Below are 24,470 nucleotides of genomic sequence, written 5' to 3'. Positions count from 1 at the left end.
TGCAATTATGATGAAGCTTTCTTTAGGTCCAGTTTTATTCTTCTGGGAACGCGACACCCTGATGCAGTTTTATGCCGAGATGGCTGAACAACCGCTCGATATTATTTATTTGGGTGAAACCATATGTTCAAAACGGCGCTCACTGTCACTGGATGACTGGCTCGGTTTAGCAGGCGATATGCAACAGCAAAGCAACGCTCAGGTGGTTTTATCAGGGCTCACTTTAGTTGAAGCGGCGTCAGAGCTGTCGAGTCTAAAACGTATGTGCGAAAACGGCGATTTTTTGGTGGAAGCCAATGATATGTCGGCTGTGCATTACTTAAGTCAGCGTAAAGTGCCCTTTGTTGGCGGGCCTGCGCTCAATATATACAACGGCTACACCCTCTCTGAGTTTATTGACGCAGGAATGATGCGCTGGTCGCCGCCAGTTGAATGCTCAGCTAAAATAATCGCCGCCGCATTAAACCAGTTGGACGAACTGGGCGTCGCGCGCCCTGAAGTCGAAGTCTTTGCTTATGGGCATTTACCGCTCGCATACTCTGCTCGCTGCTTTACCGCGCGCTCAGAGAATCGTCCCAAAGATGATTGCGATCTATGCTGTATTAAATATGAAGAAGGCATTCCTTTACTCAGTCAAGAAGGGCAAGCATTGTTTACGATTAACGGCATTCAAACTATGTCAGCGGAGATCAATAATCTGCTAGCAGACTTCCCTTCACTGCAAGCATCAGGCGTGGATATTGCCCGTTTAAGTCCACGCGCGCAGGGCATGAATGAGGTTATTGCCGCTTGGCATAACGTTCGTCAAGGCGAGCTCGCCCCTCTAGCCGTACAAGGCTGTAATGGCTACTGGCATAGTCGCCCAGGTATGGTCAGTGTTGAGGAGGCGGGGTTATGTTAAGTCGTGCTGCACCTTTTTTATTATCAGCAGGCGAACGTGTTTTACCTTTAGCCGCGCACGTACCTTTTTTCTTGCAACGCTTTACCTTACAACGCAGTTTGAATCAGGTATTTGCTAAAGCCATGCAAGAAGGCTTATTCGAAATTCTCGAGCAGCGCTGGATGCGCTTACAGGTCACTGATCTCAACTTATCCTGGTGCTTGAGCAAAGAGCCCGGCAAAAATCGCTTACTGATTAAGGATCGAGCACCAGTTGAGGTCACTATCAGTGGTAACTGGCGTGAGTTTTTACTGCTGGCCAGCCGCCAAGAAGATCCTGATACGTTGTTCTTCCGTCGCCGCTTACAAATTGCTGGCGATACAGATTTAGGCTTGGCGGTAAAAAACATGATCGATAGCCTCGATTCAGATGATTTACCCAGCTGGCTCTGGCAAACCATTGAAACCCTTGGCAAAGAGGCTGTGCCGGCAGCGGGTTAATCATTGTTTAGCTGCTTGAGCATTATCGAGCAAAGCTCTATCATTCGCTTAAATGCTAATGGAGCTTGATGATGCTGACTGTACTGCAAATTGACTTCCCGTTTAACGGGCCTTTTGGCGAAGAGATGAGCCAAGCAATGCAGCCTTTGGCGGAGTCAATCATCACCGAGCCTGGTTTGCTCTGGAAGATATGGACTGAAAACGCTGCCACGCAAGAAGCAGGTGGCGTTTATCTATTTAGCGATGCCTCCTCAGCACAAAGTTACTTAGCAATGCACAGCGCCCGCTTAGCAGCCAGCGGTGTCTGCGACATCCGCGCCAAACTGTTTTCGGTCAACAATCCGCTCAGTCTAATCTGTAAAGGCCCTCTCCAATGAGTACCAGCAAGCTTGATAAAATTTTGGCGCAATCCTACCAAGAACGCGAAAGCGGCTATCGTCATAAAGCGTTAAAAATGTACCCGCATTTCTGTGGCCGTTGCAGCCGCGAATTCAGTGGTAAAGGCCTCAGCGAGCTAACCGTACACCACCGCGACCATAACCACGATAACAATCCCTCTGATGGCTCCAACTGGGAACTGCTGTGCTTGTACTGTCATGATAACGAGCATCAGCGTCAAGTCGATATGCACTACCAAAAAGAAGAACAAGCAGGCCAAAAAGGCCCTCAGCAAACATTTAAAGGTTTAGCTGGGTTAGCGGATTTATTGAAAAAGCAAGAGTCTGAATAGGTTGTTGCTGTTAAGGCTGCGCGCTTGTCTTTAACTCGAAGTGAGTTTTATTGCTCGCGCTAGTTAGCCATCAATATGCCACTACAATACTTTACTTAAACATCTCAACCTTATTTTATACATCTGCTTTGAATTTATAAATCACTGTCAATTTAGGCAGTTTCTATTGTCTTTTATTAAAACACCTACTTAAAAAGACGTTAGAGTTGCAGTAATTTAGTCGTATTACCCTTATTTTAATTAATACTCTAGACACAAAGATCAAAGATGATTACCTTAAACAAGCGCGATAAAAGGCAACAAAAATTAAAAATTTTGGCAACTTAAGGAAATAGCCCATGAAAAAAATTATTGCAGGCTTAATTTTAGCTTCAGCATCTGGTGTTGCTTTAGCTAACGCTAACGGTCCAGCTGGTTGCGGACTCGGCTCAACAGTTATTTTCCCTGATGCCGACAAATGGTATCAGCATGTAATGGCTGCCACGACTAACGGCACCTCAGGTAACCAAACCTTCGGTATGACTTCGGGTACTTTAGGCTGCGAAGCTGCTAACGGACCTTTAAAGTCGGCACAAGTCTTTATGGATGAAAACATGGATCAATTGGCTGCAGACGCTGCCACTGGCCAAGGTGAAACTCTAGCGGCTTTAGCTGAAGTAATGGGTGTTAAAACTCAAGATACTGCAGCTTTTAATCGCGTTATGCAGTCTAACTTCGATGCAATGTTTAGCACTGAAGCCACTTCAGCGACTGCATTTGAAGCAATGACTTCTGCTATGGCTGCAGATGTAAATCTACAGAAATACTTGGGTTAATTCTTCCCTAATGTATTTAAAGCCCGCTCTCGCGGGCTTCTTTTATTGCTCACGTAAAGGTTTTTGACATGATAGCTAGGTCTCTCATTGCTAGCTTTTTGTTTTTATCTTATTCGGCATCTGCTCAAGACACGCCTTTACCATCATTAGAAAAGCTAGAGTCGCTCTCAAACAAGCAACAATGGGCACACCTTTTGCATTATCGCAAGCATCCATTTAGCGGACGCTATATCAGTCAAAATGATAGTGCAAATTTCTTTTTAGCTGAAAACGGTAAGACGTCATTACTCGCTGAACTGCAAGCAGATGCACAACATTTTTTGCTGACTGGCCTGCCTGATAACCAATCAGCTCAATGCCAATTCCCAGCTCGTTATTACTGGTTAAAAAAACAACTGCCAGAGCTTGAATGGATAGATCAATCCTGCTCAGAATTGGAACAATGGCAAAATGAGCTAGACACAGAGTATTTAACCTTAGTTTTTCCTGCATCACATATTAACTCGCCCTCCTCTATGTATGGCCATACATTTATTCGGATGGATAAAAAAGATCCCAGCAGTAATAAATTATTAGCTTACAGTGTGAATTTTGCTGCCAATGCAAATCCAGAAGATAATGAATTGGTATTTTCATGGAAAGGCTTAACCGGTGGCTATCCTGGGGTTGTCTCAGTGTTGCCTTATTATGCGAAGACCAATGAATATTCGCACATGGAATACCGAGATATTTTGGAGTATCAACTAAACTTAAATAAAGAAGAGACCGACCAGTTTGTACGCCATGTTTGGGAAACCAAAGATACTTTTTTTGATTATTTTTTCTTTGATGAAAACTGCTCTTATCGCTTACTAGCCTTATTAGATGCGAGTTCTGAACGCATTGATGTGACCGATGATTTTCAGTTCACTGCTATACCAGTGGATACCATTCGAGCATTACAAAAACGCGGTATTGTAGAAAGCACCGAGTACCGCCCCTCTGCTGCCAGCGAAATGGAATACAAAAGTCAGCAAGCATCCCTGCCCGTATTAGAGACAGCTAAACAGTTAGTTGAACAGTCTGACGACATGCAAACGTCACTGTCTGTGCTTACTGAACAAGAGCAAATTCAAGCCCTAGAACTGGCTTATGCGTATGCACGTTATTTGGCTGTACAAAAAAGACAAGCCAACCCTGAACTACGCAAACGCACCTTAGCTATTTTATCCGCTCGTGCCAAACATACGGCTTCTGCCGGTTTTGCCGAGATTCCAGCACCCACCTACCGAGATGACCAAGGCCATTTAAGCCAACGCTTAGGCATGAAGATCGGTAGTACGTTTTCTGATCCGCGTTCTGGCTCAGATCATCTAGGCTTTGTTGATCTTAATTACCGCGCAGCCTTCCATGATGTGATGGACTTACCACAAGGTTATGTGCCAGGTTCACAAATCCAGATGGGCAATTTAAGCTTAAGATTGTGGGAGGGTGGTGCTGTTAGAGTGCAGCAGTTTCAAGTGGTAGATATTTTATCACTCAGCCATCAAACCTATTTCCAGCAGCCTATCGCATGGTCGGTGAGCGGCGGTTTAGATCGTTTTATTGGTGCCGATGCGCAGCTATATGGCTATTTACACAGCGGCTTCGGTAAAGCATGGTTGACCTCAGCAGGCCGTTTTTATGGTTTAGCGCACGCGCAGTTACTGGTTGATAATCAATTTCATAAAGGCGCGCAATTAAGCTTGGGGCCTCGATTGGGCTGGCTGTGGCAAGGTAACACTCTGCAAGCCCAACTGGAAACTAACTGGCAAGGTCTCAGCTGGCTGGATAAAACCAAACGTACGGAGATTAAAGCCAACCTAGGTTGGCAACTGGCGACTAACCTGCAACTGAAATTAGAAGCTAAAAGCCAGCACTTCAAACACCACCAACAGTCCAGCGAACAGCACGAGGTGAGCCTTGGCATCAATTGGTATTATTAAAGCGCTGAGAGCAACACTAACAAGGCTGTTGTATGGATTAACAGTCCTGGTAAGTGGTTTGACTCTAACCGGCTGCACATCCTTATCTGCTTTGTTTTTTTATCCACAAAGCGTATTGATATCCACCCCTGAAGAAGCTGAGCTTGAGTATCAGGACGTGTGGCTTAAAGCCGAAGATAAGACCAAGCTGCATGCTTGGTGGATACCCGCACAGGGAGACATACCTGACTCTAATGTGATGGTGTTATATGTACACGGTAACGCAGAAAATATTTCCAGCCATAGCCGTAGTATTTATTGGTTGCCGGCCAATGGTGTCAGTGTCTTGGCGTTAGATTATCGTGGTTTTGGTGCGTCTGAGGGTCAGGCGCGAATGCCTGGCGTGTTGCAAGATCTTGAGGCCGCAGCCTTATGGATGAAACAACAATATCCACAAAAAGAACTGATCATCCTTGGGCAAAGCATTGGCGCAGCCATGGCGATCAACTTTACCGCACAAGCCGCTGAAACCTATCAAATACAAGCCTTGGTGCTAGATGCCCCATTTACCGGTTTTGCTACAGCAGCGCGCAGTGCGATGAGCAAAAACATTGTGGGCTGGTTGATTTGGCCGTTTACCGTATTGATTCCAGGCCAGTGGGATCCGATCAAGCATATAGAAAAAATTGATATTCCAGTACTGATCATGCACAGTCCAAAAGATGAAATAGTGCCTTATAAACAGGGTAAACAACTCTATAAAACCTGGAAAAAAGCCCATCCACAGCAACACCTCTGCTGGTTAGACGCAAAAGGCCCACATATTATGTCGTTTGCATTTCCTGAAATAAGACGGGCAGTCCTAACTTTTATGAACAGTAAGCGTTGTTATCAAGAGGCTCCTCATAGTTGACGCTGGGCTCTTATCCCAAGCCATCAGCGTCAGTTATACCGATAACCTACCGTCATAAACAAAACTAGCTTGATCTAAAAATCAGATGCTTTTCCCAGTCTTCGTCAGCCACATCCAGCTCACTGACCATACGACCCAGTTGCGAAACACGCTCGGTATGTACCGCATCAGCATTGCCGCAAACCAAGTGGTGCCAGACAAACAAATCCTTGCCTTCATGCACTAAACGGTACGCACAAGTAGTAGGCAACCAGCGGAAAGCATCAGACTGATCAGCGGTTAACTGAATGCAGTCAGGTACAAAGTTTTTCCGGTCCGGATAGTTGCTGCAACGTGCGGTATCTAAATCCAATAACTTACAAGCAATATTGGTGTAATACACCGCGCCATCATCTTCATCTTCAAGTTTTTGCAAGCAGCACAAACCACAGCCATCACAGAGCGATTCCCACTCTTCCTGATCAAGTTCTGCTAGGGTTTTACGCTTCCAAAAGGGTTCAACAATTGCTGCCATACTCTGCTCTACCTTTACTGAACGCCAAGCGAAGTAAACGCAAAATCAATCTTGTTTACATTCAACCTGAACGCGCATTTTAATGACTGTACTATTAAAACGGGCGGTTAAATGTGCTGTTTCACCGGCCGCGATACGTGCCTTTCGAGTCCGAGGTGCTTCTGGACCATTACGAAAACGCACTTTACATACGGCAGCACGAGATCCGTAGTTGTTTAATGAGACCGAGGCCATATTATTGCCTAAATCCAAAGTATCTACGGCTATTTCCGCACCATTAAATTGTTTTTCAACTTCAAATGGAAACGCCAACGCCATAACAGGAAACATTAGCGGCAGTATTATTATGATTTTTTTCATGCTGTACTCGCACATCAATTTACCCTCGCAGTGTAACGCATCAACACCGATAAACAGCCTGCACAGTGATAAAAGCTGATAAAAAACACTGTATTTGCCGACAATGGCCATCTATCATCACTGATTTACTGCTCCTCACCTTTACCGCAGAGATCGAAGCGACAGCATCGACCTGCTGATTTCCCCCTTAAGCACAGTACGATTTAATATTTTTATGCAGACATTTAATAGCGCCGTTACGACCATCAATAATCTGGTTTGGGGAACACCCATGCTGATTGCCATCTTAGGCAGCGGTGTGTTCTTGATGCTAGCCTTAAAATTTATGCCCGTGCTCAATATCAGGCGTGGCTTTTTAGAAATTTGGAACGGCCGCGCCAAGGGTGATGCCACTACCGGCCAGATCAGCCCTTTTGCAGCCTTAATGACCACCCTTGCCGCTACTGTTGGCACAGGTAATATTGCGGGAGTGGCTACAGCTATTGTCTTGGGGGGACCCGGCGCGCTCTTTTGGATGTGGTGTACAGCTCTAGTAGGCATGGCCACCAAGTATTGTGAAGTGGTACTCGCTGTGCATTTTCGTGAAAAAAACAGCCACAATCACTTTGTTGGCGGGCCTATGTATGCGATTAAAAATGGTCTCGGTCGCAAATGGGCCTGGCTCGGTGCTTGCTTTGCGGTGTTTGGTGGCCTCGCCAGTTTTGGTATTGGCAATATGGTTCAGGTCAACAGTATGGCCGCCAGTCTTGAAGTGTCTTTTGCCATACCAGCGTGGGTCAGCGGTTTATGCATTATGGTTTTGGTCGGGATGGTTATCTTGGGGGGAATTCAGCGCATCGGCGCAGTTGCACAAACCCTCGTACCCTTTATGTGCCTTGCTTATGTACTGGCCGCGCTATTTGTACTCATCAGCCACTATCAGGCCATTCCTGCAGCACTGTTATTGATTATTGACTCAGCCTTTAATGGTCACGCTGCCGTGGGCGGTTTTGCTGGGGCGGCGATGATCGCAGCATTACGTTTTGGTGTTGCCCGTGGAGTGTTCTCCAACGAAGCCGGCTTGGGTAGTGCAGGGATCGCACAAGCAGCCGGCACCAGTGACGATCCGGTTGTTTCTGGTTTAATTGGGATGATGGGCACCTTTATCGACACTCTGATCATCTGCAGCATGACGGGGCTAGCGATTATTTGCTCGGGAGTCTGGAGCAGCGGCCTCAGCGGAGCAGCCCTATCATCAGCAGCGTTTGAATCGGCAATGCCGGGCACCGGTAACTACTTACTGACAGTGGCACTGGTGGTCTTTGCTTTTACCACGATTTTAGGCTGGAGCTATTACGGCGAACGCTGCTGGGAGTTTTTATTTGGTGCCCGCGCTATTTTACCCTATCGTTTGATTTGGGTGGCAGTCGTACCCATGGGCGCCATCAGCCAACTGGATACAGTATGGCTGCTAGCCGACACCCTAAATGGCTTAATGGCACTACCTAACTTAGTGTCGCTGCTAGTTCTCAGCCCTGTCGTTATCCAGCTCACTAGAGCACACTTTGCACAGCACTAAGGTACAACTATGACTCACTATCAATCTCATTCAAAGCGCTGAGAGTGCCCTCGGGCACACGTGATAGCACGACATTAACACGACGGTTAAGCGCGCGATTGGCGGCGCTATTATTGGGCTTTAATGGATAACGCTCGCCATGAAAGCGCAGCACAATTTGATCTTCAGGAACACCATGCGCGATAAAAAACTGCTTAACGGTTAACGCACGTCGACGTGAAATTTCACGATTACTGAGGCGATTACCCCAGCTGTCAGAATGCCCGTCCAATTCAATTTGATTAACTGTCGGATCTTCTTTTAAATAATCCACAATCGACTGTAAGCGCGCTTGTGCCGACTCACTGATCAACATATCGGTGCTGGGAAAACTTATCCGAGTTTGCTTAAGCTGTTCAAAGTTGTACGGCAACAAGCCAGCCGTACAGGTGAGGTAGCGCTGGTACGCATCTGTAAAACGCGCGGGCAAGAGACGCACTTCAAGCGCCTCACCTTGACCCGTACGGTGACGGATTAACGGACCGCGCCCCTCCAGCAATCCCGTTAGCAAACGACCTGCTTGTAATTGTGATGCCTGCAGCGCATTACCATCGTTGTTAACTAAGACGATACCTAAGTTAATATCACCTTGGCTGGCACGCCAGGGCGCAGCGCCCGCCAATAAGGTCGCCGAGCCACGACTGAGCCAAGCTTCTTGGGCCTGTAGCTTAAAAATAGGCTTCTCACCAGCACGACGGACAAACTCACCTTGGCCAAAACCTTTAACAGGCTGTGTCAAACGACATTCAAAGCGATCGCCTTCCACCATCCATTCAACATGCTCTAATGGCGTTTGAAAGGTTAATGCCAGCGCAGGTGTTGCTAGCAGACCCGATAAAACTAAAAAAACACCTAAGCGCATTGCGCTCTCCCGTCACCAAAATGCTCGCTTAAGCTATCGGTAACAATCAGGAAAACTTTAAAGCAGATGCCCACTCCGCGCTTTTACGGTAGCATTCCATCTATTATATTTAAATAGACTGACTGGAAGCCTTCATGATTGACCGTCTTACCCTGCTGCGACCCGACGATTGGCATATTCACCTGCGCGATGGTGCAGTTCTACAGCACACTGTTGCCGACGCTGCACGCACCTTTGCTCGTGCGATTATCATGCCCAATTTAGTACCGCCCGTACGTAACACAGCGCAAGCCGATCAATACCGTCAACGTATTTTAGACGCCCGCCCAACGTCAAGTACCTTTGAGCCCCTGATGGTGCTTTACCTGACGGATCACACTTCAGCGCAAGACATTAAAGACGCTAAAGACTGTGGGTTCGTACAGGCTGCTAAGCTTTATCCTGCTGGCGCGACCACCAACTCAGATTCAGGTGTAACCTCGCTTGAAGCAATTTATCCAGCGCTAGAAGCCATGAGTGAAGTCGGTATGCCGCTGTTGGTACATGGTGAAGTCACCCATAACAGTGTCGATATCTTTGATCGCGAAAAGCGTTTTATTGATGAACAGTTGATTGGTTTGGTGAACCGTTTTCCCAATTTAAAAGTTGTACTCGAGCACATCACTACCGCTGACGCGGTCCAGTTTGTGACGGCAGCAAGTGACAATGTAGCGGCCACTATTACCGCTCATCACCTACTCTACAACCGTAACCATATGCTCGCCGGTGGTATTCGCCCGCATTTTTATTGCCTACCGATTCTTAAGCGCAATACTCATCAAGACGCTTTATTGGATGCAGCGACCAGTGCTTCAGCTAAGTTTTTCTTAGGTACTGACTCCGCACCACACGCACAAAACGCTAAAGAAAACGCCTGTGGCTGCGCCGGTTGCTATAGCGCTTACGCAGCGATTGAGCTGTATGCCGAAGCCTTTGAGCAACGCAATGCCCTAGACAAACTCGAAGCCTTTGCCAGCCACTTCGGCCCTGACTTCTATAATTTACCACGCAACCAAGACAGCATTACTTTAGTGCGCGAGCCTTGGACTGTGCCAGCCTCTTTAGCCTTTGGGGAACAACAATTGGTGCCATTACGTGCCGGTGATACCTTGAACTGGCGTGTATTAGGAACTCAGCTATGAGCCAAGACATCGAAGACTACGAATACGACCTCCCGAATAATGGCAATAATGGCCATGATAAACACAGTGGTGGTTTAAAATCGGCAATGGCACGGCGTTTTCGTGGTTACTTACCGGTGGTGATTGATGTGGAGACCGGTGGTTTTAATAGCGCTACCGATGCTTTACTGGAAATTGCTGCAGTGATTCCTGCCATGGATGAAGAAGGCTTACTCTATGCAGAGCACACCTTATTTTTCCGCATCAAACCTTTTGAAGGCGCGAATATTGAGCAAGCAGCGCTAGACTTCACTGGGATTAAACTTGATCATCCCTTACGTATGGCGGTCAATGAAGATCACGCGCTAGGAGAGATTTTCAAAAGTGTACGTAAATCCTTAAAAGCCAGCGGCTGTAAACGCGCGATCTTAGTGGGTCACAACAGTCATTTCGACTTAGGCTTTTTAAATGCTGCAGTTGAACGCTGCGGAATTAAGCGTAATCCCTTTCACCCGTTCTCAAGCTTTGATACCGCCACTTTGGGTGGTTTAGCCTATGGGCAAACTGTCTTGGCTAAAGCGTGTGAAGCGGCAGAAATCCGTTTTGATGCCCGCGAGGCGCATAACGCCCGCTACGATACCGAGAAAACTGCCGAGTTATTTTTTGGTATTGTCAATCGCTGGAAAGAAATGGGCGGTTGGGACGACTTTGAGTAACAGCACAGCATCCTAATTAAAACCCATTTACAAAAAAGGCTGTAAGTAATTAATATGCTACAGCCTTTTTATTACTTGTCTGAGCACAGTCTTTACAACTGTTTACCGCCAAGCAAACAGCAGTAAACAATTAATATTCACTTTAAGCGGCGCTCAATGCCCTTCTCAACTAAAATTTTTGCGGAAATTTCTTCTACAGAAAAATGCGTTGTATTGATAAAGTTTATATTTTCCCGCTCAAACAAACCCTCAACCTCACGCACTTCAAACTCACACTGTGCGTAACTGGCGTAGCGGCTGTTCGGTTTGCGCTCATTACGAATCGCCGCTAAACGATCCGCATCAATGGTTAAACCAAAGAGCTTATCTTTATGCGCCTTTAAAGACGCTGGAATTTGCAAGTGCTCCATGTCATCTTCAGTGAGTGGATAGTTAGCCGCACGAATACCGTATTGCATCGCCATATAGAGGCAGGTTGGCGTTTTACCGCAACGCGACACACCCACCAAGATAATATCTGCACTGTCGTAATGACGAGTACGGCCGCCATCATCATTATCTAAGGCAAAATGGACTGCCTCAATGCGTTCTATATAGTTAGCGCTATGTGCAATCGAGTGCGATTTTCCGACAGAATACGAAGAGCGCTCATTGAGTTCTTCTTCTAGCGGCGAGAGAAAACTGGAAAAAATATCCACTTTAAACGCATTGGCAGTTGTTAGAATATCGCGAATTTCAGCATTAACAATAGTGTCGAAGACAATGGGTCGCATGCCCTCACTTTCCGCAAGCTCATTAATTTGCTGTACCATTGCCTGTGCTTTTTCAACAGTGTCAATGTAAGGTCGAGTTAAACGGCGAAAGTCGATATTATCGAATTGCGCTAATAAACTTTGCCCAAGCGTTTCGGCAGTAATACCTGTTCCATCAGAAATAAAAAAAGCTGTACGTTTCATAATTGCCAAAAGCCTTAAGTCGTGAAGAGTTCTCGGTTATTATAGGCAGGTTTTTTGCCAGACATGTTGTCCGGCGACATTGTGACCCATTTTCCCCAAACAAGGCCAATAGATTACACTGGCCTTTTCAATACAGACGTGGAGAGATCACCTTGGTTGAGTACGTAGTTTCCCTCGATAAGCTCGGTAACCATGATGTTGAGCGTGTAGGGGGCAAAAACGCCTCCCTAGGCGAGATGATCAGCAACCTTGCAGGCGCAGGCGTTTCAGTTCCAGGTGGCTTTGCCACCACCGCACAAGCCTACCGTGACTTTATTGATAGCAATAATCTAGATGCACGTATCCATGACTTGCTGGATGCTTTAGACACTGATGACGTTAATGCGCTAGCCAAAGCTGGTACGCAAATTCGCCAATGGATTTTAGATGGCGACTTCCCAGCACAGCTGGATGCCGATATTCGTAGCGCCTTTGCCGAAATGGCTAATGGCAATGACAATATGGCTGTTGCTGTACGCTCTTCAGCCACCGCAGAAGACTTGCCAGATGCCTCGTTTGCGGGTCAGCAAGAAACATTTTTAAATATTCGCGGTGTCGATAATGTTATTCGCGCAGCGAAAGAAGTGTTTGCCTCATTATTTAATGACCGGGCGATTTCTTATCGTGTACACCAAGGCTTTGACCACCGTAATGTGGCCCTATCAGTCGGTGTGCAGCGTATGGTGCGCTCAGAAACTGCAGCGGCTGGCGTGATGTTCAGCCTTGACACAGAATCTGGTTTCCGTGATGTAGTGTTTATCACCGGTGCCTACGGCCTTGGTGAAACAGTCGTACAGGGCGCAGTTAACCCTGACGAATTTTATGTACACAAACAAACCTTAGCTGCCGGTCGTCCAGCGATTTTACGTCGTAACCTGGGCAGTAAAGCGCTGAAAATGATTTATGGCGCGGTTGCCAGCGCAGGTAAATCAATTGAAACCGTTGATGTCGCGCCAGCTGATCGTATGCGTTTTTGTTTGACCGATGCCGAAGTCAGCAACTTAGCGCAACAAGCAGTGATCATTGAGCAGCACTATGGCTGCCCAATGGATATCGAGTGGGCCAAAGACGGTGACGATGGCAAGTTGTACATTGTCCAAGCCCGTCCAGAAACCGTTAAAAGCCGCAGCAACCTCAATGTGATGGAACGCTACTTGCTGAAAGAGCAAGGTACAGTCCTCGTTGAGGGTCGTGCCATTGGTCAGCGTATTGGTGCCGGCCGTGTGCGGATCATCAATGATGTCTCCGAGATGGACAAAGTCCAGCCTGGCGACGTATTGGTTTCCGATATGACTGACCCCGACTGGGAGCCAGTCATGAAACGCGCCAGCGCGATTGTCACCAACCGTGGCGGCCGTACTTGTCACGCGGCGATTATTGCCCGTGAACTCGGCATTCCAGCGGTCGTTGGTTGCGGCAATGCCACGGCATTACTAAAAGACGGCCAAGGTGTCACCGTATCCTGCGCTGAAGGCGATACCGGTTATGTCTTTGAAGGCGAACTGAATTTTGATATCCGCACCAATTCTGTGGATGCCATGCCTGATTTGTCGTTCAAAATCATGATGAACGTCGGTAACCCTGATCGTGCCTTTGATTTTGCCCAACTGCCGAACGAAGGCGTGGGTTTAGCGCGTCTTGAGTTTATTATCAATCGCATGATTGGTGTCCACCCGAAAGCACTGCTGAACTTCAATAGCTTACCGAGCGATTTACAAGACAGTATTGAAAAACGCATTGCTGGTTATGCCAGCCCGATTGATTTCTATGTCGACAAGCTGGTTGAAGGCGTCAGTACTTTAGCAGCAGCGTTCTGGCCGAAAAAAGTCATTGTGCGTTTGTCTGACTTTAAATCCAACGAATACGCCAACCTGATTGGTGGCAAGCTCTATGAGCCTACCGAAGAGAACCCAATGTTGGGCTTCCGTGGTGCCTCACGCTATATCAGCGAATCATTCCGTGATTGCTTCGAGCTGGAATGCCGTGCGATGAAGCGTGTACGTGATGTGATGGGGTTAACCAACGTTGAGCTGATGGTGCCGTTTGTGCGCACTGTCAACGAAGCGGCGCAAGTGGTCAGTTTACTCGAAGAGTATGGCCTTAAACGTGGCGAAAACGGTTTACGTTTAATCATGATGTGCGAATTACCATCCAATGCGTTGTTAGCCGATGAGTTCCTTGAGCACTTTGATGGTTTCTCGATTGGTTCCAACGATATGACCCAGCTGACCTTGGGTCTGGACCGTGACTCAGGGGTGATCGCTCACCTGTTTGATGAACGTGACCCAGCGGTTAAAAAACTGCTATCAATGGCCATTCAAGCCTGTAATAAAGCGGGTAAATACATTGGTATTTGCGGCCAAGGACCCTCTGATCACCCCGATCTGGCTCGTTGGTTAATGGAGCAAGGTATCGAAAGCGTTTCCCTCAATCCAGACTCAGTCCTGGATACGTGGTTCTTCCTCGCGGAAAACAACTAAGCGCTTCCCCACCTGCACGTCTAATCCAGGCGTGCAGGTGTATTATTACCCAAGCAATACTCTTAACCAGCCCTCTATCTCTAGACCCTCTTATCCCACCCCTACCAAGCCTGTACGGCATGCATTACACGCAGCCACACTAAATATTAAGTTATAAAGAACAGCTTCTATATAACCATATAGCAAATCATTCCTTTTGCATCAGCGCACTATGTGCCATTATTACGTCACAGATCTAGGAGTTATCGCTATGAAACATATATACGCCTACATGGCGTTTTTTTTATGCGCATTATTTAGCAACGCACAAGCGGCGACCTACCAGCCCTTAATCGAAGCACAAGCGTTAAATGAAGCGCTCAGCACTCATCCCCAATTGCAGCTTATTGATATTCGTAGCCCAGAAGACTATGCCGCAGGGCATATCCCTGGTGCTCTGTCAGCGCCTTACGGACAATGGCGTGGCCCAGCGGATAACCCTGGACAGCTCGCTGACAATGCTTACTTTGAACAACTGCTACAAAAACTGGGTTTAACTCATCAACAGCCTATTGTGGTGTACTCCAGCGGTGCTGATGAAACCGATTTCGGTGCGGCAGCACGTGTTTATTGGACGCTAAAATACTTAGGTTTAACCGATTTAAGCATTCTCAATGGTGGTTTGCAGCAGTGGCAGCAAACGCTGGTCAGCGACACAACACCAGTGCAAGCCAGCCAACTGAAGGTGCAAAGCAATCCTAAGTTGGTGATTTTCAAAGATGAACTCTTAGACAAAATCACTCAACACGACAACCACTACCAGCTACTGGATGCGCGTCCGCCACTTTTCTATCAGGGTCAAGTCAAAGCACCAACAGCCAGCACCGGTGGTACTATTGCGACTGCGCAAAACACGCCGTTTGGGCAATGGTTTAATCAAAATGACACGCGCATTCGCCCTGTTGCAGAAATTAAAGAACTCGTGCGTAACCAAGATTTAGATCAAGCAGAAGAAACCGTCTCTTTTTGCAACACGGGACACTGGGCGGCGACCAACTGGTTTGTCTTATCGGAGCTGGCTGGTTTAAAGGATGTACGTTTGTACCCTGCTTCGTTAGCAGAATGGACGCAAGCCAAAGAAAGCTTACCAATGGCCAATACTCCAAGTCGCTTTGAACAACTGCAAGCCAAGTTTTCCAAGCTGGTGAACGAATAACATGAAAAATCGTCTTGCGTTAACCTTGGTTTTTGCCATCTTTGCAGTCTTTTTATTTTGGTTTGTTTCAGTACGACAAAGCCTGCTATTTTTGGTCGGTATTGGTTTAGGTGCTGTATTAGCCGGTGCGCGCTTTGGCTTTACCACCGGCTGGCGTAACTTGATCGAACAGCGTGATGCCAGCGGTGTATTCGCACAATTACTCTTACTGGCGGTTGCTGCAGCTTTTTCCATGCCGTTGCTGGCCAGTTTCCCAAGCGAACTCAGTGCTGCTTTAGGTCCACCGAGTATCAGCTTGTTAGTCGGTGCGTTGGTGTTTGGTGGCGCAATGCAAATTGCTGACGGTTGCGGTTCCGGCACCTTGTATAAAGCAGGCTTAGGTATTCCACTAAATATGGCTATTTTGCCAGTGTTTGCTTTGGGCAGCTTCTTAGGCTCAGCGCACTTAGGCTGGTGGCTTGACCTGGGGCATGTGCAACCGATTGGTTTAGTCGAAGAAGTTGGCTTAGGCGGTGCGTTAGGACTGACTTATTTGGGTTTGATTTTAATCGGTCTCGCGGCGTGGTGGTGGTCAAAAACCAGTGGCGTGCCGCGTAACTTATTAAATAAAAACTTAATCATTGGCGCGGTATTGATTGCAATATTAGCCGTACTGATCTTAGTGATTGCTGGCAAGCCTTGGGGCGTGGTCTATGGCTTTGGCTTGTGGGCGGCAAAAATTGCTCAAGCAGGCAACCTATTTGATCCAACCACTAATGCCTTTTGGAGTCAGTCGGTTAACGCAACTGCACTCCAGCAGTCAGTATTTTTAGACCTGACTTCAATTACTAATATCGGTATTTTGGCCGGAGCCTTGTGGATTTTCTCACGGAATAAATCCGGAAAAACCAACAAACTGAATACTCAGCAATGGATTGTCGGCATTATTGCTGGTTTCTTGCTGGGTTATAGCTCACGTTTAGCCTTCGGCTGTAACGTTGGCGCGATGGTCAGCGGTATTTCCACCGGCAGTATCCATGGCTGGATCTGGGTGGTCATGGCATTCTTAGGCTCTCTGATCGGTGTACGTATTCGCCGTTACTATGGATACTGATATGAATACATTAAGCAGCTTACGTATCGTGGTGTTTTGGACACTACTGGCTGGTTTCTTTGTCTGGGACTGGCACAGTTCACAGCCGGTTAACCTACGCTTAGAAGCACCCATCATAGCTATTGGCTCAGGCCAAGCGCCATCAGGTGGGCATTGCGCGACGTTTTGAGTCGTACCATATCAGAGCGTCCGCTAAGGCAATATTAGCGGACGCTCTGATACGCTTCAAAGAGCAAAGCTTGCACGTTACTCTGCTACCCTGACACCTGCAGAGACCTGTTTACTACCGACCGCAGGCAACAAATAGCCGTCTTGGTAACAGGATATAAATAATTCAGCCTCTTCGGCATCATTAGCATCAGCGCCTTGAATAGTTAAGTGTACGCGCTCCCCTTGCATCTTAGCGTCAAGTAATTGCGCAGGCTCACCGTCGATCCAAGCTTGCCCACTGAGCATTTGAAACGCTTGCTGTAAGACCACACGATAGAGCTTTCCGTCAGCACTGAGCCACTCCCAAGTGCCTTGCACTGGCGCGGGGACATACCATTTATAAAGATAGATGCCGCCAAACGCACGTTTTGCATCAGGCTTCCAGCGCCCCATATTAAAGGCATGAGCAATAATACGTGTACCGGGTTTGAGTTCAGTCAAAATCCGTGCTTTAAGTCTCACGTTCAGTGATGGCAGTAAATAGAGTGTGACCACTGTGGCATCACTAAAATCAACAGTCAGCAAATCGTCTTGGATAAATTCAACACGATGCTCAACACTGACCATTTCTGCTAACGCATTGGCTTCAGCAATACGACGTGGGTCCATATCAACACCCACCGCCCGTGCTTCACGCTCCATCGCTGCGGCAACGACAATGCGACCATCACCACAACCAAGGTCATACAGCACATCATGCCGGGTCACTGCAGCCATTTTCAGCATGGCTTCCACAACCAACTCATCAGTTGGCACAAAAATAACATCCAGTTCAGCATCCACCTCGGTAAATCCTTCTTCAAACAACAAATCAGTAAACAATCAGGGCACCAAACAGGTTAAGAATAAAGTGAGTGATCCAAGTATCGCAGCAATACATAACATGTATATCACTGCTGGCTGAGGTATTGCAGCTTAGTCTACTAATTGACCTCGCTCTGAGTCGTATTGTATAGATAGATTGAGGCCCGTGCAGCGCAGCACAACACCGTCACAGTAGATGACTATCAGCTTAACTCTGCTATTTACTGAAGAAGGGCTCGCAGATACTTTATATAGTTGTATACTGTATCTTTATTGACCTGCTTATTCAGTTTTGACTGGTGTAGCAATGCATCACGGGGTTGGATATGAAATACATCACTTGGTTAAGCAAGAATCTGAGCTTGAGCATACCGTTATTTTTATTACTTGGCTTGGTTGCTGGACTGGCCTTGCAAACAGAAAGTTTAAGCGTTTTAATTGCACCACTGACGATCTTAATGGTGTATCCAATGATGGTGGGTATCAAGCCTAAGCAGCTATTAGTCGGCGGTGATAACGCTGTACAGTTGTGGGCGATAGCCATTAACTTTTTATTTATTCCCTTTGTCGCCTATATGTTGGGACGAATATTCTTTACTGAGCAGCCAGCATTAGCACTAGGCTTATTATTAGCGGCCTTATTACCTACCAGCGGTATGACCATTTCTTGGACAGGCTTTGCCAAAGGCAATTTACCCGCCGCTATTAAGCTCACCATTATTGGTTTATTTTTAGGTTCAGTACTGACACCTTTTTATGTAAAATTTCTACTGGGTTCTGACATCCCAGTGCAATTATTAGTTGTCTTCCAACAGATTTTACTATTTATCGCGATTCCTTTAATTGCCGGACAAATCACCCGCACGCTGCTGGTACGTAAACATGGCGTTGAAGGTTTTCAGAAAAAATACGCCCCTAAATTCCCACCTTTTTCGAGCTTAGGCGTATTGGGTATTGTTTTTGTAGCGATGGCACTTAAAGGCCCCTCTCTACTGCAGTCACCGAGTCTCATCCTGCGCTTATTAATTCCACTGTTGTTGCTGTATGCGATCAACTACGTGGTCAGTACACTGATTGCTAAAAAACGTTTAAACCGCGGTGACGGCATTGCTTTAGTCTACGGTACGGTGATGCGTAACTTATCAATTGCCTTAGCGCTATCAATGACAGCTTTCGGTGAAGCCGGCGCACAAGCTGCGCTGCTGATTGCCTTGGCCTACATTATCCAAGTGCAATCAGCCGCTTGGTATGTGAAGTTTTCGGAAAAGTTATTTCCCATACAATAACTAAAATGCTCTAACGCTTGTTTAAGTCTGCTGACTATATCCGGCAGGCTTAAACACACCCCTCTCCGGCTATCACAACGTTGTTGCTCATTGCTGCTAGATCATGCATTCCGTTGACAGCAGCTCTTGGAGCAATCGTGTTGATTAAGCGTGTAGCGCTCCCACAAAAAAGCGCTCATAAAGAGCGCTTAAAATTGCCACACTGTTAGCAATCAAACTTAGAACGTATCACCAGGAATACGCACCCAGCCTTCCATCAAGACGCGTGCACTGCGACTCATAATGGCTTTTTTCACCACCCACTTACCGTTTTCTTGCGCGGCTTCAGCACCGACACGCAAGGTACCAGACGGATGGCCAAAGTTCACTGCTTGACGGTCTTCCCCACCGGCAGCGAGATTAACCAAAGTGCCTGGAATCGCTGCTGCAGTACCGATCGCCACAGCTGCGGTACCCATCATCGCGTGATGCAGTTGCCCCATGGATAGCGCACGCACCAGCACATCAATATCAGCCGCTTTGATTTCTTTACCACTGGACGCTGTATAGCTGGCAGGCGCTGCAACAAAGGCCACTTTCGGCGTGTGCTGACGTGCAGCAGCCTCAGCAACATCCTTGATCAGGCCCATCTTTACTGCGCCATAGGAGCGGATCAGCTCAAACTTAGCCAGCGCGGCTTTGTCACTATTAATCGCTGACTGCAGCTCAGTACCGCTGTAACCAATATCTTCGGCATTGACGAAAATGGTTGGAATACCCGCATTGATTAAAGTTGCTTTTAAAGTGCCAACGCCTGGAACTTCGAGATCATCAACGACATTACCAGTAGGGAACATCGCCGCATCATCACCGTCACCATCCGCTGGATCGAGAAACTCAATCTGCACTTCAGCCGCTGGAAAAGTCACACCATCCAACTCAAAATCACCAGTTTCTTGCACTTCACCATTGGTAATTGGTACATGGGCAATAATGGTTTTTTCAATATTGACCTGCCAAATACGCACGGTGCAGATACCGTTTTGCGGAATCTTATCGGCAGCGACTAAACCGTTAGAAATAGCAAAGGAGCCGACCGCAGCGGTTAAGTTACCGCAGTTACCGCTCCAATCGACAAAGGGTTTATCAATGGAGACTTGGCCAAATAAGTAGTCAACATCATGCTCAGCCTGACTGCTTTTTGCCAACAGTACCGTTTTACTGGTGCTAGAGGTGGCGCCGCCCATGCCATCGGTTTGCTTACCATAAGGGTCAGGACTGCCGATGACCCGCAGTAACAAGGCATCGCGCGCAGCACCCGGCTGCTGCGCCGCTTCGGGTAAGTCATCAATACGGAAGAACACACCTTTACTGGTGCCGCCGCGCATATACGTCGCGGGGATTTTAATTTGTGGGACCTGACTCATAGAGGAATCTCCCTAATCTAACAATAGGAATAATAGCGGTCGCAAAGATGCTACCGGCAGAAAATAATAACCCGCTAAACAAGGTGCACTCGCTTAGCGGGTTAGGTCATGCTTTAACGTGCGTTAGGCACTGGTAGCTTCTGAAGCCAAGAACTCTTGAGCAAAGCGTTGTAAAACACCGCCTGCTTGATAGACAACCAGCTCAGCAGCGGTATCCAGACGACTTAGCATCGGCACACGCACGATTTCACCGTTGCGACGCGTGATCACTAGCGTCATAGTGTTACCTGGTTTCAACTCACCTTCTACATCGTAGGTTTCAGTACCATCAAGGCCCAATGTTTTACGTGTGGTGCCTTCGGCAAATTGCAGCGGTAAGACACCCATACCGACGAGGTTGGTACGGTGAATACGCTCAAAACCTTCAGCAGCAATCACTTCAACACCGGCCAAACGCACGCCTTTCGCAGCCCAGTCACGTGATGAACCCTGACCATAGTCAGCACCGGCAACAATAATCAGCGGCTGTTTGCGCTCCATATAGGCTTCAATCGCTTCCCACATGCGGGTCACTTTACCTTCCGGCTCAATGCGCGCTAATGAACCTTGACGAACATTACCTTGCTCATCCAAGACCATTTCGTTAAACAGTTTTGGGTTAGCAAAAGTAGCACGTTGTGCAGTAAGGTGATCACCACGGTGGGTTGCGTACGAGTTGAAGTCAACTTCTGGCAAGCCCATTTTATGCAGGTACTCACCCGCCGCACTGTCCAACATAATCGCATTAGACGGTGATAAGTGGTCAGTGGTGATGTTGTCACCCAGTACTGCTAACGGCAGCATACCTTTCATCGTACGCTCACCGGCCAACGCACCTTCCCAATACGGCGGACGACGGATATAGGTACTCATCGGGCGCCAGTCATATAAAGGACTGGGCGACTGCGTGATCGAACCGAGGTCAAACATAGGGATATAAACTTGATTGAACTGCTCAGGCTTAACGCTGGCCGCTACAATCGCATCAATTTCCGCATCGGTTGGCCACAGATCTTTCAAGGTAATCGCATTACCCTCTTTATCGTAACCTAGCGCATCTTTTTCGATATCGAAGCGGATGGTACCGGCAATCGCATAAGCAACTACTAATGGTGGTGAAGCCAAGAACGCTTGTTTCGCGTACGGGTGGATACGGCCATCAAAGTTACGGTTACCTGACAGCACTGCGGTGGCGTAGAGATCACGATCAATGATTTCTTGTTGAATCACTGGATCCAAGGCACCGCTCATACCGTTACAGGTGGTGCAGGCAAAACCAACAATACCAAAACCTAACTGCTCAAGTTCTTCGAGTAAGTTGGCGTCTTTCAGGTAGAGTTCAGCGACTTTAGAACCGGGCGCAAACGAGGTTTTTACCCAAGGTTTACGCTCTAAGCCTAACTTATTGGCGTTACGTGCGACTAACGCAGCAGCGATCACGTTACGTGGGTTACTGGTGTTGGTACAGCTAGTAATGGCTGCAATAATCACTGCGCCATCCGGCATTAAGCCTTCTTCTTTTTCCCACGCGCCAGCAATGCCTTTCGCCGCGAGATCGCTGGTCGAGACACGTGCATGCGGGTTGGATGGGCCAGCCATATTGCGGCCTACTGCAGAAAGATCAAACTTAAGTACGCGCTCATATTCAGCGTCAACTAAGCTGTCGGCCCACAGACCGGTTACTTTTGCGTAGTTTTCAACCAGTGCCACTTGCTCTGGTTCACGGCCAGTCAGCGTTAAGTACTCAGTGGTTTGTTGGTCAATATAGAACATACCAGCCGTTGCGCCGTATTCTGGGGTCATATTGGAAATGGTGGCACGGTCGCCAATCGACAAAGTCGCAGCACCTTCACCAAAGAATTCCAAATACGCGCCGACCACGCGCTCTTTACGCAGAAATTCAGTCATTTCCAGCACGATATCAGTCGCCGTAATACCCGGTTGACGCTTGCCGACCAACTCAACACCAACAATATTTGGCAGGCGCATCATCGATGGTAAACCGAGCATGACTGTCTCGGCTTCCAAGCCACCCACACCAATGGCCAATACACCCAAAGCATCCACGTGTGGCGTATGACTGTCGGTACCGACACAGGTATCAGGGAAAGCCACACCGTCACGCGCCTGCACCACTGGAGACATTTTCTCCAAGTTGATTTGGTGCATGATGCCGTTACCAGCAGGAATCACATCAACGTTTTTAAAGGCAGTTTTAGTCCACTCAATAAAGTGGAAACGGTCTTCGTTGCGACGATCTTCAATCGCACGGTTTTTCTCAAACGCATCAGGATCAAAACCACCGCTCTCAACTGCTAGCGAGTGGTCAACGATCAACTGAGTCGGTACCACTGGGTTCACTTTAGATGGATCACCGCCCTGCTCGGCAATGGCATCACGCAAGCCAGCCAAGTCAACCAATGCGGTTTGCCCCAAAATATCGTGGCACACAACGCGTGCGGGATACCAAGGAAAGTCCAGATCGCGCTTGCGATAAATCAGTTGCTTGAGCGAATCCGTAAGCTCACTGGGCTCGCAGCGGCGCACTAAGTTTTCTGCAAATATGCGTGATGTGTAAGGCAGCTTGGCATAAGCGCCCGGTTCAATGGCATCAACCGCCTCACGCACATCGTAATAATCGAGTGCTGTGCCAGGTAGTTTTTTACGGAATTCGGTATTCATAACGTTTTAAAATCCATCAGGTAAACACGGGGAAACGCTGTTAGCGCAACCACAAAAACCAGCTGTATCGATGCACAACTGGTTAATGGGTCAGCCTTTAAGCGTTCAAACTCTTAGCGCTTCTCAATTGCCGGAACGGCACGTTGCTCCTCACCAATATATTCAGCACTTGGGCGGATAATGCGGTTGTTAGCACGCTGTTCAAACACATGTGCAGCCCAACCTGTTACGCGTGAGCACACAAAAATCGGTGTGAACAACTCAGTTGGAATGCCCATAAAGCGGTAGGCTGAAGCGTGGAAGAAGTCAGCATTAGGGAATAAGCGTTTCTCATCCCACATAAAGCTCTCAATCGCCACAGAAACTGGGTAGATAACCGTATCACCCACTTCATCAGCCAACTTTTTGGAATAGCCTTTAATCACTTCATTCCGAGGATCTGATTCACGGTAGATTGCGTGACCAAAGCCCATGATCAAGTCTTTACGAGCGATCATTGCTTTAAGTTCGGTCACGGCTTCTTCTGGTGAGCTGAAGCGATCAATCAGAGCCATCGCCGCTTCGTTTGCACCACCATGCAGTGGTCCACGTAGCGAACCAATGGCACCGGTCACGCAAGAGTACAAGTCAGACAAGGTTGACGCACACACACGACCGGTAAAGGTCGACGCGTTAAACTCATGCTCTGCATAGAGAATCAACGACACGTTCATCACTTCACAGTGCAGTGCGTTAGACGACTTACCGTGCAATAAAGCAAGGAAGTGACTGGCAATATCTGGCTCATTGGTCATGCAATCGATGCGTACATTGTCATGACTGAAACGGTACCAGTACAACAAGATCGCTGGAAATGCAGCAATCAAGCGATCAACCACGTCCAGCTGCTGATCGAAGCTCAGCTCTGGCTCTAAAGTGCCCAACATCGCCGTACCCACGCGCATCACATCCATTGGGTGTGCATCAGCAGGAATACGCTCAAGAACTTCTTTTAGCGTCGCAGGTAAATCACGCATATCGTGCAAACGCTTCAGGTAAGCAGTGAGCTCACTCTGATTGGGCAAGTGACCGTAAAGTAGCAAATAAGCCACTTCTTCAAAGTGCTTGCAGTTAACCGCTAAATCGCGAACATCGTAACCACGGTAGGTTAAGCCCGCACCTTCTTGACCGACAGTACACAGAGCCGTTTGCCCAGCAATCTGACCACGCAAACCCGCGCCGCTCAGTACTTTTTTCTTTGCTTCAGTCATTACGTTATTCCTCGTACTTTTATTATTGGTTATCACGCTA

Annotated in this window: 23 protein-coding genes; 15 read left to right on the top strand and 8 right to left on the bottom strand. The window is 47.6% G+C overall.

Annotated elements, in window-relative coordinates:
* The first annotated feature begins 10 nt into the window (after window positions 1-10).
* The 7 genes from JYJ62_RS11155 (at window position 11) to JYJ62_RS11125 (ending at window position 5,781) form a co-directional block, all read left to right on the top strand.
* Window positions 11-901 carry a U32 family peptidase gene (locus JYJ62_RS11155; RefSeq protein WP_205342348.1) on the top strand — a complete coding sequence of 297 codons (891 nt, stop codon included), beginning with the start codon at window positions 11-13 and terminating at the stop codon, window positions 899-901.
* Window positions 895-1,380 (top strand): ubiquinone anaerobic biosynthesis accessory factor UbiT, encoded by a 486-nt coding sequence (ubiT, locus tag JYJ62_RS11150; RefSeq protein ID WP_205342300.1) that lies wholly within the window; start codon window positions 895-897, stop codon window positions 1,378-1,380. The genes JYJ62_RS11155 and ubiT overlap by 7 nt, the downstream gene beginning before the upstream one ends.
* 68 nt (window positions 1,381-1,448) lie before the next feature.
* Window positions 1,449-1,757: a monooxygenase gene (locus tag JYJ62_RS11145; protein ID WP_205342299.1), complete on the top strand. Its 309-nt coding sequence runs from the start codon at window positions 1,449-1,451 to the stop codon at window positions 1,755-1,757.
* Window positions 1,754-2,110 (top strand): YajD family HNH nuclease, encoded by a 357-nt coding sequence (locus JYJ62_RS11140; protein ID WP_205342298.1) that lies wholly within the window; start codon window positions 1,754-1,756, stop codon window positions 2,108-2,110. Before JYJ62_RS11145 ends, JYJ62_RS11140 begins: the two co-directional genes overlap by 4 nt.
* A 338-nt stretch (window positions 2,111-2,448) precedes the next feature.
* Window positions 2,449-2,925: a DUF3015 family protein gene (locus JYJ62_RS11135; protein ID WP_205342297.1), complete on the top strand. Its 477-nt coding sequence runs from the start codon at window positions 2,449-2,451 to the stop codon at window positions 2,923-2,925.
* A gap of 194 nt (window positions 2,926-3,119) precedes the next feature.
* Window positions 3,120-4,889: a DUF4105 domain-containing protein gene (locus JYJ62_RS11130; RefSeq protein WP_205342296.1), complete on the top strand. Its 1,770-nt coding sequence runs from the start codon at window positions 3,120-3,122 to the stop codon at window positions 4,887-4,889.
* Window positions 4,867-5,781, top strand: coding sequence for an alpha/beta hydrolase (locus JYJ62_RS11125; RefSeq protein ID WP_205342295.1), 915 nt, complete (start codon window positions 4,867-4,869; stop codon window positions 5,779-5,781). The genes JYJ62_RS11130 and JYJ62_RS11125 overlap by 23 nt, the downstream gene beginning before the upstream one ends.
* Window positions 5,782-5,845: 64 nt before the next feature.
* Here JYJ62_RS11125 and JYJ62_RS11120 read toward each other — a convergent pair whose 3' ends face one another.
* A complete protein-coding gene (locus JYJ62_RS11120; protein ID WP_205342294.1) occupies window positions 5,846-6,295 on the bottom strand; it encodes a YcgN family cysteine cluster protein in 450 nt (149 codons plus the stop codon).
* Between the two features lie 45 nt (window positions 6,296-6,340).
* Window positions 6,341-6,766 carry a 3-phosphoglycerate kinase gene (locus tag JYJ62_RS11115; protein WP_232365768.1) on the bottom strand — a complete coding sequence of 142 codons (426 nt, stop codon included), beginning with the start codon at window positions 6,764-6,766 and terminating at the stop codon, window positions 6,341-6,343.
* A 103-nt stretch (window positions 6,767-6,869) separates the two neighbouring features.
* Between JYJ62_RS11115 and JYJ62_RS11110 the strand changes: the two genes are divergently transcribed.
* On the top strand, window positions 6,870-8,213 hold the full coding sequence (locus JYJ62_RS11110; RefSeq protein WP_205342293.1) for an alanine/glycine:cation symporter family protein: 1,344 nt from the start codon (window positions 6,870-6,872) through the stop codon (window positions 8,211-8,213).
* A gap of 7 nt (window positions 8,214-8,220) precedes the next feature.
* On the opposite strand, the gene JYJ62_RS11105 is transcribed toward JYJ62_RS11110, so the two are convergent.
* Window positions 8,221-9,114 (bottom strand): flagellar protein MotY, encoded by an 894-nt coding sequence (locus JYJ62_RS11105; RefSeq protein WP_205342292.1) that lies wholly within the window; start codon window positions 9,112-9,114, stop codon window positions 8,221-8,223.
* Between the two features lie 134 nt (window positions 9,115-9,248).
* Between JYJ62_RS11105 and pyrC the strand changes: the two genes are divergently transcribed.
* Together pyrC and rnt are read left to right on the top strand one after the other, a co-directional pair.
* Entirely contained in the window at window positions 9,249-10,295 is a 1,047-nt protein-coding gene (gene pyrC, locus JYJ62_RS11100) for a dihydroorotase (RefSeq protein WP_205342291.1), read from the top strand.
* Window positions 10,292-10,990: a ribonuclease T gene (gene rnt / locus JYJ62_RS11095; protein ID WP_205342290.1), complete on the top strand. Its 699-nt coding sequence runs from the start codon at window positions 10,292-10,294 to the stop codon at window positions 10,988-10,990. The genes pyrC and rnt overlap by 4 nt, the downstream gene beginning before the upstream one ends.
* A 137-nt stretch (window positions 10,991-11,127) precedes the next feature.
* Here the strand turns inward: rnt and ppsR are convergent, their stop codons facing one another.
* Entirely contained in the window at window positions 11,128-11,946 is an 819-nt protein-coding gene (gene ppsR, locus JYJ62_RS11090) for a pyruvate, water dikinase regulatory protein (RefSeq protein WP_205342289.1), read from the bottom strand.
* 152 nt (window positions 11,947-12,098) lie between these two features.
* Between ppsR and ppsA the strand changes: the two genes are divergently transcribed.
* The 4 genes from ppsA (at window position 12,099) to JYJ62_RS11070 (ending at window position 16,922) form a co-directional block, all read left to right on the top strand.
* Window positions 12,099-14,465 carry a phosphoenolpyruvate synthase gene (gene ppsA, locus JYJ62_RS11085; RefSeq protein ID WP_205342288.1) on the top strand — a complete coding sequence of 789 codons (2,367 nt, stop codon included), beginning with the start codon at window positions 12,099-12,101 and terminating at the stop codon, window positions 14,463-14,465.
* A 250-nt stretch (window positions 14,466-14,715) separates the two neighbouring features.
* Window positions 14,716-15,660, top strand: a complete 945-nt coding sequence (locus JYJ62_RS11080; protein ID WP_205342287.1) for a sulfurtransferase — start codon at window positions 14,716-14,718, stop codon at window positions 15,658-15,660.
* Between the two features lies 1 nt (window position 15,661).
* A complete protein-coding gene (locus JYJ62_RS11075; protein WP_205342286.1) occupies window positions 15,662-16,753 on the top strand; it encodes a YeeE/YedE family protein in 1,092 nt (363 codons plus the stop codon).
* Window position 16,754: 1 nt separating this feature from the next.
* A complete protein-coding gene (locus tag JYJ62_RS11070; protein ID WP_205342285.1) occupies window positions 16,755-16,922 on the top strand; it encodes a hypothetical protein in 168 nt (55 codons plus the stop codon).
* Between the two features lie 77 nt (window positions 16,923-16,999).
* On the opposite strand, the gene JYJ62_RS11065 is transcribed toward JYJ62_RS11070, so the two are convergent.
* Entirely contained in the window at window positions 17,000-17,785 is a 786-nt protein-coding gene (locus JYJ62_RS11065; RefSeq protein WP_205342284.1) for a class I SAM-dependent methyltransferase, read from the bottom strand.
* Between the two features lie 308 nt (window positions 17,786-18,093).
* Between JYJ62_RS11065 and JYJ62_RS11060 the strand changes: the two genes are divergently transcribed.
* Window positions 18,094-19,053: an arsenic resistance protein gene (locus JYJ62_RS11060; protein ID WP_205342283.1), complete on the top strand. Its 960-nt coding sequence runs from the start codon at window positions 18,094-18,096 to the stop codon at window positions 19,051-19,053.
* 218 nt (window positions 19,054-19,271) lie between these two features.
* Here JYJ62_RS11060 and prpF read toward each other — a convergent pair whose 3' ends face one another.
* From prpF to prpC, 3 genes are all read right to left on the bottom strand, one after another.
* A complete protein-coding gene (gene prpF, locus JYJ62_RS11055; RefSeq protein WP_205342282.1) occupies window positions 19,272-20,459 on the bottom strand; it encodes a 2-methylaconitate cis-trans isomerase PrpF in 1,188 nt (395 codons plus the stop codon).
* A 123-nt stretch (window positions 20,460-20,582) separates the two neighbouring features.
* Window positions 20,583-23,180, bottom strand: a complete 2,598-nt coding sequence (acnD, locus tag JYJ62_RS11050) for a Fe/S-dependent 2-methylisocitrate dehydratase AcnD (protein WP_205342281.1) — start codon at window positions 23,178-23,180, stop codon at window positions 20,583-20,585.
* A gap of 113 nt (window positions 23,181-23,293) precedes the next feature.
* Entirely contained in the window at window positions 23,294-24,430 is a 1,137-nt protein-coding gene (gene prpC / locus JYJ62_RS11045) for a bifunctional 2-methylcitrate synthase/citrate synthase (protein ID WP_205342280.1), read from the bottom strand.
* Window positions 24,431-24,470 lie beyond the last annotated feature (40 nt).

This window comes from Denitrificimonas caeni (assembly GCF_905120345.1).
Lineage (GTDB): Bacteria > Pseudomonadota > Gammaproteobacteria > Pseudomonadales > Pseudomonadaceae > Denitrificimonas > Denitrificimonas caeni_A.
The sequence above is the reverse complement of the archived record's forward strand: the minus strand, read 5'-3'. Positions and strand labels throughout refer to the sequence as shown.